Source organism: Colwellia psychrerythraea 34H, from assembly GCF_000012325.1.
GTDB classification, from domain to species: domain Bacteria; phylum Pseudomonadota; class Gammaproteobacteria; order Enterobacterales; family Alteromonadaceae; genus Colwellia; species Colwellia psychrerythraea_A.
Map to the genome: position 1 here is coordinate 4,829,815 of NC_003910.7, position 13,035 is coordinate 4,842,849.

Annotated in this window: 15 protein-coding genes; 1 reads left to right on the forward strand and 14 read right to left on the reverse strand. The window is 38.5% G+C overall.

Features of this window, described 5'->3' with window-relative positions; translation table 11 throughout:
• Positions 1 to 10 precede the first annotated feature (10 nt).
• From mshL to CPS_RS20535, 5 genes are read right to left on the reverse strand one after another with little or no spacing between them, the layout of a single operon-like run.
• The gene (gene mshL / locus CPS_RS20515) at positions 11 to 1,819 is read right to left on the reverse strand and encodes a pilus (MSHA type) biogenesis protein MshL (RefSeq protein ID WP_081428780.1); all 1,809 of its coding nucleotides are present in this window, start codon (positions 1,817 to 1,819) and stop codon (positions 11 to 13) included.
• Between the two features lie 20 nt (positions 1,820 to 1,839).
• Positions 1,840 to 2,214, reverse strand: coding sequence for a hypothetical protein (locus CPS_RS20520; protein ID WP_011045306.1), 375 nt, complete (start codon positions 2,212 to 2,214; stop codon positions 1,840 to 1,842).
• Entirely contained in the window at positions 2,207 to 2,899 is a 693-nt protein-coding gene (locus CPS_RS20525) for a hypothetical protein (RefSeq protein WP_011045307.1), read from the reverse strand. The genes CPS_RS20520 and CPS_RS20525 overlap by 8 nt, the downstream gene beginning before the upstream one ends.
• Complete coding sequence (locus CPS_RS20530) at positions 2,899 to 3,501, reverse strand: PilN domain-containing protein (protein ID WP_041737155.1); 603 nt, start codon at positions 3,499 to 3,501, stop codon at positions 2,899 to 2,901. Before CPS_RS20530 ends, CPS_RS20525 begins: the two co-directional genes overlap by 1 nt.
• Positions 3,498 to 4,463 (reverse strand): hypothetical protein, encoded by a 966-nt coding sequence (locus tag CPS_RS20535; RefSeq protein WP_041737156.1) that lies wholly within the window; start codon positions 4,461 to 4,463, stop codon positions 3,498 to 3,500. The genes CPS_RS20530 and CPS_RS20535 overlap by 4 nt, the downstream gene beginning before the upstream one ends.
• Before the next feature lie 270 nt (positions 4,464 to 4,733).
• Here CPS_RS20535 and CPS_RS20540 point away from each other — a divergent pair, with 270 nt between their 5' ends.
• Positions 4,734 to 5,681 (forward strand): 1-aminocyclopropane-1-carboxylate deaminase/D-cysteine desulfhydrase, encoded by a 948-nt coding sequence (locus CPS_RS20540; protein WP_238383565.1) that lies wholly within the window; start codon positions 4,734 to 4,736, stop codon positions 5,679 to 5,681.
• Positions 5,682 to 5,736: 55 nt separating this feature from the next.
• On the opposite strand, the gene CPS_RS20545 is transcribed toward CPS_RS20540, so the two are convergent.
• The 9 genes from CPS_RS20545 to gspF form a co-directional block, all read right to left on the reverse strand.
• A complete protein-coding gene (locus CPS_RS20545) occupies positions 5,737 to 6,492 on the reverse strand; it encodes a type II secretion system protein N (protein WP_011045309.1) in 756 nt (251 codons plus the stop codon).
• A gap of 60 nt (positions 6,493 to 6,552) precedes the next feature.
• Positions 6,553 to 7,023, reverse strand: coding sequence for a type II secretion system protein GspM (gene gspM / locus CPS_RS20550; protein ID WP_011045310.1), 471 nt, complete (start codon positions 7,021 to 7,023; stop codon positions 6,553 to 6,555).
• Entirely contained in the window at positions 7,023 to 8,375 is a 1,353-nt protein-coding gene (gspL, locus tag CPS_RS20555; protein ID WP_011045311.1) for a type II secretion system protein GspL, read from the reverse strand. Before gspL ends, gspM begins: the two co-directional genes overlap by 1 nt.
• The gene (gene gspK, locus CPS_RS20560) at positions 8,375 to 9,490 is read right to left on the reverse strand and encodes a type II secretion system minor pseudopilin GspK (protein ID WP_011045312.1); all 1,116 of its coding nucleotides are present in this window, start codon (positions 9,488 to 9,490) and stop codon (positions 8,375 to 8,377) included. Before gspK ends, gspL begins: the two co-directional genes overlap by 1 nt.
• A 3-nt stretch (positions 9,491 to 9,493) precedes the next feature.
• Positions 9,494 to 10,153, reverse strand: a complete 660-nt coding sequence (gspJ, locus tag CPS_RS20565) for a type II secretion system minor pseudopilin GspJ (protein WP_011045313.1) — start codon at positions 10,151 to 10,153, stop codon at positions 9,494 to 9,496.
• Positions 10,153 to 10,536, reverse strand: coding sequence for a type II secretion system minor pseudopilin GspI (gene gspI, locus CPS_RS20570; RefSeq protein ID WP_011045314.1), 384 nt, complete (start codon positions 10,534 to 10,536; stop codon positions 10,153 to 10,155). The genes gspJ and gspI overlap by 1 nt, the downstream gene beginning before the upstream one ends.
• On the reverse strand, positions 10,526 to 11,146 hold the full coding sequence (gene gspH, locus CPS_RS20575; protein ID WP_011045315.1) for a type II secretion system minor pseudopilin GspH: 621 nt from the start codon (positions 11,144 to 11,146) through the stop codon (positions 10,526 to 10,528). The genes gspI and gspH overlap by 11 nt, the downstream gene beginning before the upstream one ends.
• A gap of 130 nt (positions 11,147 to 11,276) precedes the next feature.
• Positions 11,277 to 11,708 (reverse strand): type II secretion system major pseudopilin GspG, encoded by a 432-nt coding sequence (gspG, locus tag CPS_RS20580; protein WP_011045316.1) that lies wholly within the window; start codon positions 11,706 to 11,708, stop codon positions 11,277 to 11,279.
• Positions 11,709 to 11,766: 58 nt separating this feature from the next.
• Entirely contained in the window at positions 11,767 to 13,008 is a 1,242-nt protein-coding gene (gene gspF, locus CPS_RS20585; RefSeq protein WP_011045317.1) for a type II secretion system inner membrane protein GspF, read from the reverse strand.
• Between the last annotated feature and the right edge of the window lie 27 nt (positions 13,009 to 13,035).

Sequence of the window (13,035 nt, forward strand, 5' to 3'; positions counted from 1 at the left end):
AGCCTTACGCTTAATTATCATTACTAGCTGCATTTTGTGCAGCCATTTGGCAAACACCATGCTCTGTTGCATATTCTGCATCAGCACATTGCGCTTGACATTCTTGCGTTAGTGTACCGTCATTTGATAACTCGCACGCGTCAACCTCTTCTGGAAACCATTTTGTTAACAAACTGCGCGCATCTTGTAATTGGTTTTTCCAAGTATCTTGACCAACAACAATGGGCTTTAGCATGATAACTAATTCACGTTTTTGCGATTTTTGCGACTTGTTTTTAAATAACTCACCAAGATAAGGGATATCACCTAATATCGGTGTTTTAGATTCAATATCAATGTTATAGGTTTCAATCAGGCCACCAATAACAACAACTTCCCCTGAGTTAGCACGGATAATGGTATCTGATTCGCGAACGCTACTTTGTGCTAGTGGCAATACCAGTGTTGTGTCACCAATTTTAATAGTTTTGCTTTGTTCTTCAGTAATAGTCACTGAAGGATGAACATGTAAAATAACACTGCCGTCTTTACTAATTTGTGGTGTGACGTCTAGTGCAATACCCGAGAAAAATGGGGTTAATTCAACCTCTGGTGTAGTCGTTGTTGAAGTACCGGTCGTGGTAGTGCTGGAAACCTCAGTAACAAAGTACTCATCTTCACCTACTTTAATAACCGCTTTTTGGTTATTAGTGGCGGTTATACGCGGACTAGAAAGTACCTGAACATTGCCTTGTGTTTGTAAAAGTTCAATAACACCTGAAAAATCGCTACCACTCGTTTGTTTACTAAAATTTATACTATTAACACCACCGATTGTGTTTGAAATAACATTACCGACAACATTACCTGTAGTTGAGTAAATAATGTCAGCACTACCGACTTGATCAAGCACTTTGTTCCACTTAATCCCCTGTTGGAAATCATCATTAAGAGTCACTTCCATTATCTTCGCTTCAATAATGACTTGGCGATGTAAATGACTTTCAGTAGCTGTTATAAACTTCTTAACCGCGGTAAGCTCTTGTGGTAATGCACGCACTGTCACTAAACCTGCTTGAGGTGAAACAATCACTGAACGACCTTCCCCAGTGCCAACGAAAGCGGTTAATGATTCTTTCAATTCATCCCAGAAATTAGACTCATTTTCGGTGTACAAGTTAATGCCACTATTCTGATTACTCGAGCCATTATTACCACTTTGGTTGTTGTTACTGCCGCTATTACTATTATTGCTATTGCTGCTATTGCCGTTACTGCTATTGCCACTGTTGGGATCGTTTTCAGAAACACCACCAGAATTGATAGTAGTACTAGATGAACCAAAACGTTTTAGGAATAAGTAATTTAGTGCGATAGTTTCAGTACGTATGCCCGGCGGGAAAACTTTTACAACATTGCCACGGCGAATAATTTCATAACCATAGACATCTTCAACGACGGTTAAGGCCTCTGATAACGTAACATTATTCAAGCTTAAAGATATTTGTCCTGTGACATCTGGATGAATAACTACGTTATAACGTGAGCCTCTAACAATGGCTTGAAAAAAGTCTTTGGCATCAACTTCTGTCGCTGAGACCTCCAAGCGTTTTTCAGCTAACATGCCTTGCTTAGCCTGATCCATGTTATTTAGCATTAACTCTTGCTGTACTGAATTTGGCACTTGCGTTAAGGCCTTTGGTCCATTTAAACGTTTAGTTTCTTTGATCGACGCATCTAAATCTGCTTTTATGTCTACAGGATCATTCGGCATAGATTGACAGCCTACTAAGGCAAAGAAAAACGCTGACAAAGCAATGTTTAATTTTAGTTTATTCATAGGGGGACTTGTTTTTATCATTAGTTAGCTACTGTATCTTCTACGATGTTACTCTTAAAACCTTTACTCTTAAAAACGTTAATCTTTAATCGTTTAGATTCGCTACGTAAGATCACGCTATGACTGTTAATTGCAGTGATACGATACTCACCTACATAGTCAAACATTTTATATATTTTGCCATTAATAACCGCAGTATGAATACCATCACCATGGATAATTGAACTCAAGACAAAGCCAGCATCACGCTTTAACTGGTTATTATTGCCAGAGCCACTTGCACCAAATGGACGAGTAGGGTCAACATCAGCAGCTAAGCTTATCGAAGGGGCTAATACTAGTACCAGCGTGGCTAAGCTGATACCTAACAATGAATTAAAGTGAGTTTTAAACACCGATAAACTCCTTTTTCAATCCTAAACTATAAATAGTTATGTTGACTTCACCACGCGGGTATTCTTTGACTTCGAATTTAAAATCTTGCCAAAAAAACTTCCACGTTAACTGTTCTAGCTGTTGTAAGTAATTACGTAACTGAAAATATTTACCTGACAATTTAATCTTAATACCATGTTTATATAAATTTAAACCAAGTTGTTCGGCTGTGGGTGAATGGTTTCCTGAATCAGCACTCGATTGCTCGTTGCTTAGATTTAATAAAGGTTTAGCGCCTATTAATTCAAAGGAAAGTAACGATACACCTGGCTCTAATTCAAGCAACTTAAGTAAGGCTTCACGCATTTCGCTAGGACTAATTAGATCGGTAGTTAAAAGCACTAGTTGATTATCAATATTGGCTAGCTTTGTTTCAAGTTGAGCAATTTGTTTAACCGTATTGACATTAGGATCTTGTTTTAATGCTGCTTGATATTCTTTAATAGAGAAATTAAGGGATTGATTACCTGATGTAATCGTTCGACTTTGTTTATCATATGAGATTGTTTGGGCACTTTTATCATCAATATAAAAAGATGAGATAATAAAAAATATGGCTACTAGCCCTGTCGACAGTAGTAAAAATTGCTCTCTACTCGTTAGTTGAAGAAATTTTTCACTGTAACTTTTCCATTGCTCTTTCATTAGCCTTTTCCCCCTGAAGGTATGGAGCTAACAACAAATTCAGTAATATTCTGCTCATTTTTAGCAAGCTTAAACTGGATAAATGCTTTACCTGATAATAATCGAGATTGCTTAAAACCAGCTAACCATGCGGGTACCGCCTGAGGAGTTCGAGCTAGTCCGGTAAAACTCATATTTTTAGCATCAATACTGATGGTTTGTAATCGAATATCTTTATGATGCATAGCAGACAAGTCATTCATTGCCATAACAAAGCCCCCAGCAAAGGTCTCATTTGAATCAGTGAGCTTATTCAATAATGCATCTTTATGCTGCATAACCAACTTCATTGTATCGAGATCTCTTTTCAATGTTGGAGATACCTGCCTATTTTTCAATTGTGACTCTAATTGCTTAGCAAGTTTTTGTTTTTGTTGTTGCTCTTTTAACAAAACATTGTATGTTGCCGCTGATTGCTTGTAATTTAGTTCAGTAACAACGACCCAAATCAACATAATTGATAACAATCCTAACCAAACACCTACGACTCTTTGCAGTGTTAACAGCGGTTTTTCGGGGAAAAGCTCAGCTTGTAATAAATTAATATTATTTTTAGTTGTCATAAATTTACCCCCGCTAAAACTTCTGCTTCTTTATCATAAGGGACACTATCTAAACTAGCGCCAATAGCCGCAGCGTATTCTCTATGTTGATGATACGGGGGAGGTAATTCCAGTAAACTCACTGGTACAATTGAATTCGCTGCTAACTTTTCAATAAATAAATTTTCTAATTTAATAGGTAGCAACACTTTAATTTCTTTTATCGGAGCCTGTTTTAACTGACGTTCAAAATAATCTGTAGACCGTTGGATTTCTAAGCCAATATCATCAATAACTGAAAAGGATAATTCTTCTGCTGACTTATTGGCAATTTGGGAAAACCCACGTAAACGACGTTGGAAGAATATTTTATTCTGTTTAACAATTAATAAAACAATTTCTTCATTGGGCTGTTGGCAAACTAATAAATTTGCATCACTTTTCGGCGCTAATAAATTAGCAAAAGCAAATTCTTGAGTAGTGATTGCATTGACTTTCACTGCACCTTGTTCTGTAGCTTCGACGAGTTTTTTTAGTTCATCTAATGATGCACAAACGACATTGATTTTTTCTTTGCCGCCAGCAAGAATGGGCGCATCATAATAATCTAACACCATATTAGTAGGTGAAATACTCACTAAGTCTTTAATTTGCCATTTCAAAGCACTGTTCATTTCAGTGTCAGGTAAGCTTGGTTTGTCTATTTGCACTATTTGAGACTGTGCTTCATTAAGTACTAAGCAAGCATTTCCTTCAAGATCACTTTTATTATGCAGTGCTTGAATGGCACGGGGGAAATTAGCAGAGTTAGCTTTTTCGTGTTCAAAGATGACTTTTGCTGCCGTACTTTCATCAATCGTATTATCGGGCTTTTGCTGAGGAATTGAGCACAAGGAGACACCCTGATGCTGAAAAGCAATACCAAGACGCTGATTTGAATTGTTTTTTGAAAAAAGTTGGCTGATTTTCGTTAAAAATGACATTTATCGGCAATATCGCCCAAAGCTAAAATTATTGACAATACTACCCTTTGTGGCACATGTAGAGCAAGTATTACTAATGACGATTAACTAAGTTTATTAGTCATTTATGCTACTAAGAATACTATGGATTAATAGTGAATATTAATTTTATAAACAATTTCTCCTCAAATAGTGGCGAGAATAAAAGCCAAGTTAAGGGCTGTTATCATTTATAATAGTCTTCAACCTTGTTATTAATTAATCTTTCAATAAATAATTATGCATAAGCCATTGTCCAAAATACAAAAATTAGAACACCCTCTCTTTGATAAATACAACCTAGATGTTCGCGTCAAGCGTGATGATTTACTGCATAACATCATATCAGGCAATAAATGGCGCAAACTAAAGCACAACCTAGAGCAACTTAAAACTAATGATTACCAAGGAGCATTAACTTTTGGTGGTAGTTACTCAAACCATATTCATGCTTTTGCTTACGCATGTAAACAGCATAACATCCCCTGCATCGGTGTTATTAGAGGGGAAGCTAACTATGCGAATAACTTTACATTGAGTTGGGCGCGGCACTGGGGCATGCAATGTCACTTTGTCGACAGAAAGACCTATCGTCGCCGTTTTGAGACAAACTTTATTGATGAACTAAAAACACTATATCCTAATTACTTTGTTATTCCTGAAGGTGGCAGTAATTCACTTGCTATACCAGGCGTTGCCGAGGTGTTGACTGAATTGAATAGCCAAGTAGATTTCGATACCTTAATCACCCCAGTAGGTAGCGGAGGTACGTTAGCAGGTTTAATTTCGGGAGATAGTGTCGCCAATCAGAAACAACATAAAATTTTGGGTATTGCTGTATTAAAACAAGCGGAATATTTAGTTGATGACATTAAGCGCTTGCTTACTGAAGAAGCTAAGAACCATGAGAACTGGAAGTTATTAACCAACTTTCATCGTGGTGGTTATGGCAAGTTTAGTGAGGATGATGTCAAACGAATAATAACATTCAACCAGCAAACCGGCGTATGCTTTGAACCGGTATATTCAGGTAAAATGGTATTAGCTTTACTTGATTTAATAACGCAAGGCTATTTTCAGCCGCAAGAACGCATTGTTTTATTGCACACTGGTGGATTACAAGGACTGGGCGGCATGATAGAACAAGGTAGGTTAGATGCCAATGACTGGCCACCATTAAGCAGCGTTGACAATGAATAAACCGTTAGTAACGCTCTCTATATTGTTATAAACAATTTGCAGACAAAGGCAAAAATTAAAACCTTAACAAATAGCGTCCTTGGTTATCTGGTCGGCCAAGAAAAGACAATGCTGATCTCAGTTGCGAAGGAAACTTAGCTCCGGGTTTCAAATACCCTTTCCCTGATATTTTTTGAGTTGTTAAGGTTAAGCCGCCATCAAAACTCAAACCTAAGTTGTTCTTAGGAGATACCTTTGCTAACAAATCACCTTCAGCACAACTTATCTCAGCTGAAAACTTACCTAGTTTAATATTTTGCTCTAAAGCAACCACACCAGCACGTGACCATAAAACATCACCTTCCGCTTTTGAACATGACAATTGATTACCTGTGACAATAACTATCTCTGATAAAAATAACTCAACATTTCCTTGAGCACTCAGTGGAATAGGTAATGGCAACTGCTGTGCAATATCATTCGCTGATATATAGAGCTCTACCTCAGTTAACGTAAGTTGCTCAGAAGAAACAGTTAGATTAAGTTTCCCTTCAGGTCCTGATAACATGGCATCTCCAAAAGAAACTTGAATACTTGGAGAAAGACCGAACAATGACCAAAAACTCACCGTTGTTTTTACTTTTTCAATAGCATTATTATCTATCGTTACTCGTGAAATTTCGCCTTGCCAAATGGACCCTGAAACACCTTGCAATACTATATCCTTAGGCAATTGAACATTATTAATTACCAATGATAGCGGAGTATTTGCGACTAAAAATGCGATGTAGCTACTTAAAAAAATTGCCGTAAAGGCAAACCACTTCTTCATGAAAACTCTCAGTTTTTGCTTTAGCTGGTATTAGCTAAGCTAAGTTGTTGCTATTAGCTATTATGTTTTTGTTAAGTGCAAGCGTCTTACTTTAACTTCACCTGCACTATCACCTCGAGTTAAATCAATGGCTTTCACTTGCAAACCTTCATTATTAGCTAAGTGCTCCAGCCAAAACAACAATTGGGTAAAAGGTGTGCTATCTATCCATACCTGTAAGTCATCTCCTTGTGGCTGCATGCGTGTAATGGTTAATTTATAAGTTTTAGCACTTCGATTTGCAACACTTGAAATGCTACCACTAAGCTTTGATTTACCACCTGAACGCTTAGCTTGATGATACAAGGCGGTATTTTCCTCTACCCAAGTTAATAACTCCTGCTGCTTTGCCAACTTATTGTTAGCCTCAGTTAAACTATTATTTATTGGTTGCCATATAGCGCTATAAAAAATAAATATAATAAAAACCAGTGCCATCACTGCAACAAGACGCTGCTCTCTACTGTTTAGTTGTTGCCACCATTCTTTCATTATGATGCTTCCTTATTACTGGCATTACTTCGTTGCTTGGCTGAGCCTTTTTTATTATTTGATCTTTTCGTCGCTCCTTTAGTGCTCCCTTTATTAGTAATGCTAAAAGAACCCGTTACTTGATCACCTTGATTGCTTTGCGAGCCTTGTTTAACAATCAAATTGGTTGTTGCTAACGCAACACTGAATTGTTCAAAAGCCTGATAATCTTTTGCTGTTGCTTGAATACGCAATTCTTGTCGCTTACCATCAAACTTTAATGACTCTGGTTTTAATGCGGGCACTTTAGCAAAGGCAGGTTGTAATTTAGCAAGCATAGCTAAAAACCCTTGCCTATCACCAACGCCGCCGAGTAAGGCTAGCTCTCTATTCAATTGAGATTTTATTGTTGAAATCCGAACCCGTTTTGTTTTTGGAAAGGCTTTTTTATAACTGGCAACAATATTTTGTTGAATATTTTCTTGCTCTGCATTTAGTTGCCATAGTTGCGCACTTTTATGACCTAAACTAAGCAAGATAGCAAACATAGCAACGCCTGCCACCCATAACCACTGTCGCCCGGTATGACTACGGTTTTCTTTAACCTTGTATTGGCCTTGCAGTAAGTTAAAGTGACTTAATTTACTGTCATAATTCGTCGCCATAAGCGCTAAAGCTAATTCTTCAGGCATTGTACTGACATTACATTGTTCACTATGAGCTAATGGTGAATATGCCTCGATAAGAATACTATGAGACTGCTCATTACCCTCTGCATTCTCGGATTGCTTAGCTGAAGTTTGACATTGTAATTGCCATGCATTGGCGTCTACATTAAAACCCTGCCAAAGTTTTTGACGAACAATCACTTGCTCTTGATTAGCATCGCCAAGTGCAATTGCACTCCAACCCTCAGCAACAATTGGCATAGCCAATACATCAGGCAAAATCGTATCAGTTTCAATGTCCGCATCCGCCAACCATGATAACCATTGTTGCATCTGGCTATGAGCAACTATTGCAGTAAAACAATTATTTCCCTGCTCATCACTAGCCAAATCTGCATAAGCAAAAAATAGCTGTTCAACGTCTTCTGCCAAGCTATCTTCTAACATATAGGGCGTTGCTAAGCGTATTGCTCTGGAAGATTTTGCTGGAACTTTTAACGACTTTAACAGTACATCACAGCCAGGCACCAATATTTTCACCTGCCGCTTATCAGCTTTGCTAGTAAGCTCACTGAGTTGCTGAGCACCTTTTAGCTCACCACTCGCTATAATTTCCTGCGTATTGCTGCTAGTTTCAGCCACGACTAACCAATGAACGGTATCGTGTGCTTGACTTCCTAGACGGATAAATAATGTTTCTGTCACTAGTTACGTCCTATAGTACGACTAATTACTTGAATTTGTTGTGTATCATTAACTTTCATCATTGAACTCATCGAAAAATAGCTATTATTAAAGCGTGCGCTAGCTTTTAATTTAAAATATTCACTATCAATAACGAACGACGCTGTTTGCCATTTTTCCAATCTAACCTTTGTTAGTTCTTTTAGCTTCAAAAAATCTGCAACATCTCCATAACCTGAGCTATCGCGTGCACTTAGCACTTCTTGCGCATCCTCTAAACTTGAACCAAGCAAAGCCTGTAATAATTCAGGTTTTTCCGCATCAAGTGTATTGATGTTTATTAAATGTTGAGGATTTTGTGGCAGTACGCATACATAAGGTGTCAATGCTAAAATAACGGCAGGGGTAAAATGCTCAATTAACCTTAACTCATTAACACTAGCTAAATAACTATTAGCGGCAAGATAAGGAAACTCTCGTGAAGCATAATCATTATCCTCTGCGCCACCTGAACCCGTTATTATGTCATTACTGTCTAGCCAATCAGTTAATGCATTAACCATAGCTTCCGCTTCAAAATTGCCAATGCCTTCGATGTTTAAATTGACGATAAGCGCTTCTAAAACAGTAGCTGCTGGTAATTGTTTATTGCTGGCTGAATTACTTCTCGATCCAGTTGATGAAGCTGTTGCACTTTTCGTCTTATTTTTAGCTGCTGGTGAGTTTGAAGAACTGCCCGTTCCACTTTTAGCCTCAGCTTTTGTTTTTGCTTCAGGATGTAATGCATTTAAATTCAAACAACTTTGCAAATCACTGATTTCACCACTGATCTCACCAAAATAGACAGGGTAGTTACTCCCTTCTTCAGCCCAGATTTGCTCCAGATGAGTGACATCTGGCTCATCTTTAAATGCTTTAATTAATACTCTCTTAGTAAACGCTTCTGCGCCCAATGCATACCAATAGGCTTGCTGGTTAAAACTGATATTGGTGCTTCGTTGCATTTGTGTTTGCAAGCGGGCGGTCATTTGCGCTGCAATAATAGATGCCAGAGCAACGATAAGCATCACGGTAATTAAAGCAACACCTCGTTGACCACTTTTATTGTAACTAGTTGATACCTGTTTAATAACCATCAGCTAAGTCTTACTCTTATCATCAGTAGCAAGGTCACCCGCCACTAAAAACTGACGACGAATTAAGCCATAATCCCGAGTTTCAATTTCAATAGCAATCGCTTGCGGTAGTTTTTTTCCTGACCATTGTTTTTGCCACTTGCTGCCATCATAAAATTCAAAGGATAAACTAGTGACTTGCGTTATTAATGGCCTTATTCTTGGCTCTTGTCCAACAACGGCATCAACAAAATTATAATGTAAGCGCTCTAGCGTTTCATCAACCAAGCGATAGGCTACGCTTTGCATATCACTTCGCGGCAGCAGTAATCCGGGGTTAGTCCAACCATTTCGTACAAAAGCAATAGCTTGTTCATCGGCTAAAAAACTATCATCTGAGGTTTGTAAAAAAGCACTATTTGGCGCTTCGCCATTAATACGGATTGTACGTTTTGCTATTTGGGTAAAATCACGTTCCATTAATAAAAATGCACGTTGTAATTCATTCTGTCTTTCACTACGAACTTTTGAATTTTCATCACCACGTAAAACGGTATCAAAAATGGTAAAACTCGCCAAACTCACCACTGAAAAGATAGCAATTGCAATCAATACCTCTAGCAAGGTAAAACCTTGCTGTGCAGGTTTATCTATGGCATTAGTCTGGTAAATACCATGTTTCATCAGGGTTTATCCTGAGCAAGGTAAGTCAATAAGCTAGCACTTACTAACTCATCATCCTCATTTAGTCGAACCTGCATATTCACGGCACGCAGCTCTTTATTCGCTGTTTTAATAACCTTCTGCTGCCAATACCAGGTTCTACCCGCCATCTCAACTTTGCCTTTGCGGTTATTTTTTGGCGGCCAAGTTTTATCTAAACTCACTTCAACAAGTTGGTTCGATGCGACCCAATTAGCAAACATTTGCTCTTCTAGATGACTAATATGACGATAATTATTATCGGCAACACCGAGCAGTGCAACACCAGCAATAGCGAAAACAGCCATTGCCAACATAACTTCAATCAGGGTAAATCCATGTTGCTTAGTTGAGTTAATCATCATCAAGCACGGGCCCCTCAATAGTTAAAGGCACGTTATACAGTCCTGTGACGCGATAAGCTAAATCTTCAGCACCTTCGATATAGGCCAGCTCTTCAGTTAAACGAAAAGTTACACTAAAAGGACTAAGATCTCCGCCAGAGAGAATATACACTTGCGGGATTATTTTCTCTTCTCGCTCTTCCTTCGAAAGCAAGGTGAAGTCGTCTTCATCTTTTTCTTTAAAAGTATCGGCATCAAAAAGCATAGGCTCTTCAATAGGTAAGTCATCCAGCTCTATGCTGAGCTCTATTTCTTCAGGTACGGTGACATTAGCTTGCCAATCTTGCTCGGGGATTTCGGCCCATTTTGTACCATCATAACCAACAAACTGATAACTATCTTTTTTAACTATTAAACCTAATTCAATATTATTGAGCATGCCATACTCAGCAGCCACTTCAAAAATAGCGGCAAAACGAGCACTCTCATGCTTTAATTTATCTTCAGGGTTATTGCCGGAAAAGTTAAATTGTACCAAGCTGGCCATTAGGCCAATCAGCACTACCACCACCATCACCTCAATTAAGGTGAAGCCGCGTTGTCTTATTGCCAATTCCGATAAATTTCTCATAGGATGATCAGTAATGGTTGAACTTGAAGCTGTAAGCGTAAATTTAAAGGAAATTGCACGGAGTTGACGTTAGTCAATGAGTACCTTTGACGCCTAAATTTAGATTTACAGCAATAAGATCAGCTATTACTTACTGGAAATCGCCTAGATTCCAATTACCTATATCATCTTCGGTTCCGGCTTCACCATCTGGACCTACTGAAAAGACATCCATTTTACCCTGCTCGCCTGGATTCAATAAAACATACTCATTGCCCCAAGGATCTTTTGGTAAACGTTTGATGTAACCATCTTCAGGAAAACGACGTGGCTCTGGTTCAATATCCGTTTGGTCAACTAACGCTTCCAAACCTTGCTCTGTCGAAGGGTAATCGTAATTATCCATTTTATATAAACTCAAAGACGTTTCTAATGCGGTGACATCTGAAATGGCTTTTTGCATATTAGCGCGCTCTTGGCTACCCATTAAATTAGGCACAACCATACTGGCTAAAATACCTAAAATAACAATGACCACCATCACTTCGAGTAAGGTGAAACCTTGTACTTTTTTCATGTTCATATTGCTTTCCTAACGTCTGATAAATTGATGTAACTAAGGTAAAAGGGTTAAATAACGTTTAGCCGCCCACTAGGCTATTAAGTTGCAGAATGGGTTCTAAAATGGCCATCACAATAAAAAGTACAACGCCTGCCATGCAAACCATCAATGCTGGTTCAAATGCCTTCAATGTAATACTCACTAAAGCATCAAACTCTCTATCTTGGTTATCTGCAGCGCGACCTAACATATGCTCTAATTGGCCACTTTTTTCGCCACTTGCTATCATGTGCAACATCATAGGTGGAAACAACTTAGTTTGCTCCAATGACACACGTAAACTCGAGCCCTCACGTACTTTGTCGGTCGATGCTTTCACTTGTTTTTTAATATATAAGTTATCAAGTACTTCACCTGATATTTTCATACTTTCTAACAAGGGAACTGCACTTGCTGTCAAAATACTTAATGTACGGGCAAAGCGAGCAGTGTTAATTCCTCGTGCTACTTTACCAATACCAGGAATCTGCAATAAATACTGATGAAATGCCATTTCAAAATTAGGCTTTTTTAATAACTGTGAAAACAACAATACTACTGCTGCAAATAGTATTACCAGTACTAGGCCATAATCCCGAAGAAAATCACTGCTGGCAATCAAAAATTGCGTAGTGCCAGGTAAATTTTCACCCATGTGTTCAAACTGACCGACAATTTTGGGTACTACGGCCGTTAACAAAATAGCAATTACGCCAACAGCGACAACCGTCATTATAATAGGGTAAACAAGTGCCTGGATGAGTTGTGAGCGCATCTCTTGACGTTTCTCAGTATAATCAGCCAAGCGATTAAGTACTTTATCAAGATGACCTGACTTTTCGCCTGCGGCAACCATAGACCGATACAAACGATTAAACGCTTTAGGATATTCTGCCATGCTTTCAGATAACCCGTAGCCTTCAGTCACTTTGGTGCGAACACCCATGATCATACTTTTAATACGGTTCTTTTCACATTGCTCTGCAACCGCCATTAACGACTCTTCTAATGGCAATCCTGATTCAATTAAGGTTGCCAATTGACGAGTGATAAGCGCTAACTCTGCAGCAGAGACTTTACCGCCACCACTTTGGCTAAAGCCTGCCGACAAACTTTTTTTATCATTCGATTTTTTATGACTCGCTAATGTTGCAGTAACAGCGGTTGGCATTAAGCCTTGCTCGCGCAATAAACCGCGCACTTGCCTAGCAGTATCACCTTCGATAACGCCTTTTTTAGTTTTACCGCGACTATCTACCGCTTGGTATTCAAATGCTGCCATAATTTTTTATATTAGTTGCTTATATTG

What these genes read in the sequence shown, in the direction of transcription:
- gspH (WP_011045315.1), bottom strand. Translation starts at nt 11,146, where the DNA reads ATGAGAAATTTATCGGAATTGGCAATAAGACAACGCGGCTTCACCTTA.
- CPS_RS20530 (WP_041737155.1), bottom strand. Translation starts at nt 3,501, where the DNA reads ATGACAACTAAAAATAATATTAATTTATTACAAGCTGAGCTTTTCCCC.
- gspM (WP_011045310.1), bottom strand. Translation starts at nt 7,023, where the DNA reads ATGAAAGAATGGTGGCAACAACTAAACAGTAGAGAGCAGCGTCTTGTT.
- gspF (WP_011045317.1), bottom strand. Translation starts at nt 13,008, where the DNA reads ATGGCAGCATTTGAATACCAAGCGGTAGATAGTCGCGGTAAAACTAAA.
- CPS_RS20525 (WP_011045307.1), bottom strand. Translation starts at nt 2,899, where the DNA reads ATGAAAGAGCAATGGAAAAGTTACAGTGAAAAATTTCTTCAACTAACG.
- CPS_RS20535 (WP_041737156.1), bottom strand. Translation starts at nt 4,463, where the DNA reads ATGTCATTTTTAACGAAAATCAGCCAACTTTTTTCAAAAAACAATTCA.
- gspI (WP_011045314.1), bottom strand. Translation starts at nt 10,536, where the DNA reads ATGATGATTAACTCAACTAAGCAACATGGATTTACCCTGATTGAAGTT.
- CPS_RS20545 (WP_011045309.1), bottom strand. Translation starts at nt 6,492, where the DNA reads ATGAAGAAGTGGTTTGCCTTTACGGCAATTTTTTTAAGTAGCTACATC.
- gspJ (WP_011045313.1), bottom strand. Translation starts at nt 10,153, where the DNA reads ATGAAACATGGTATTTACCAGACTAATGCCATAGATAAACCTGCACAG.
- gspK (WP_011045312.1), bottom strand. Translation starts at nt 9,490, where the DNA reads ATGGTTATTAAACAGGTATCAACTAGTTACAATAAAAGTGGTCAACGA.
- gspG (WP_011045316.1), bottom strand. Translation starts at nt 11,708, where the DNA reads ATGAACATGAAAAAAGTACAAGGTTTCACCTTACTCGAAGTGATGGTG.
- mshL (WP_081428780.1), bottom strand. Translation starts at nt 1,819, where the DNA reads ATGAATAAACTAAAATTAAACATTGCTTTGTCAGCGTTTTTCTTTGCC.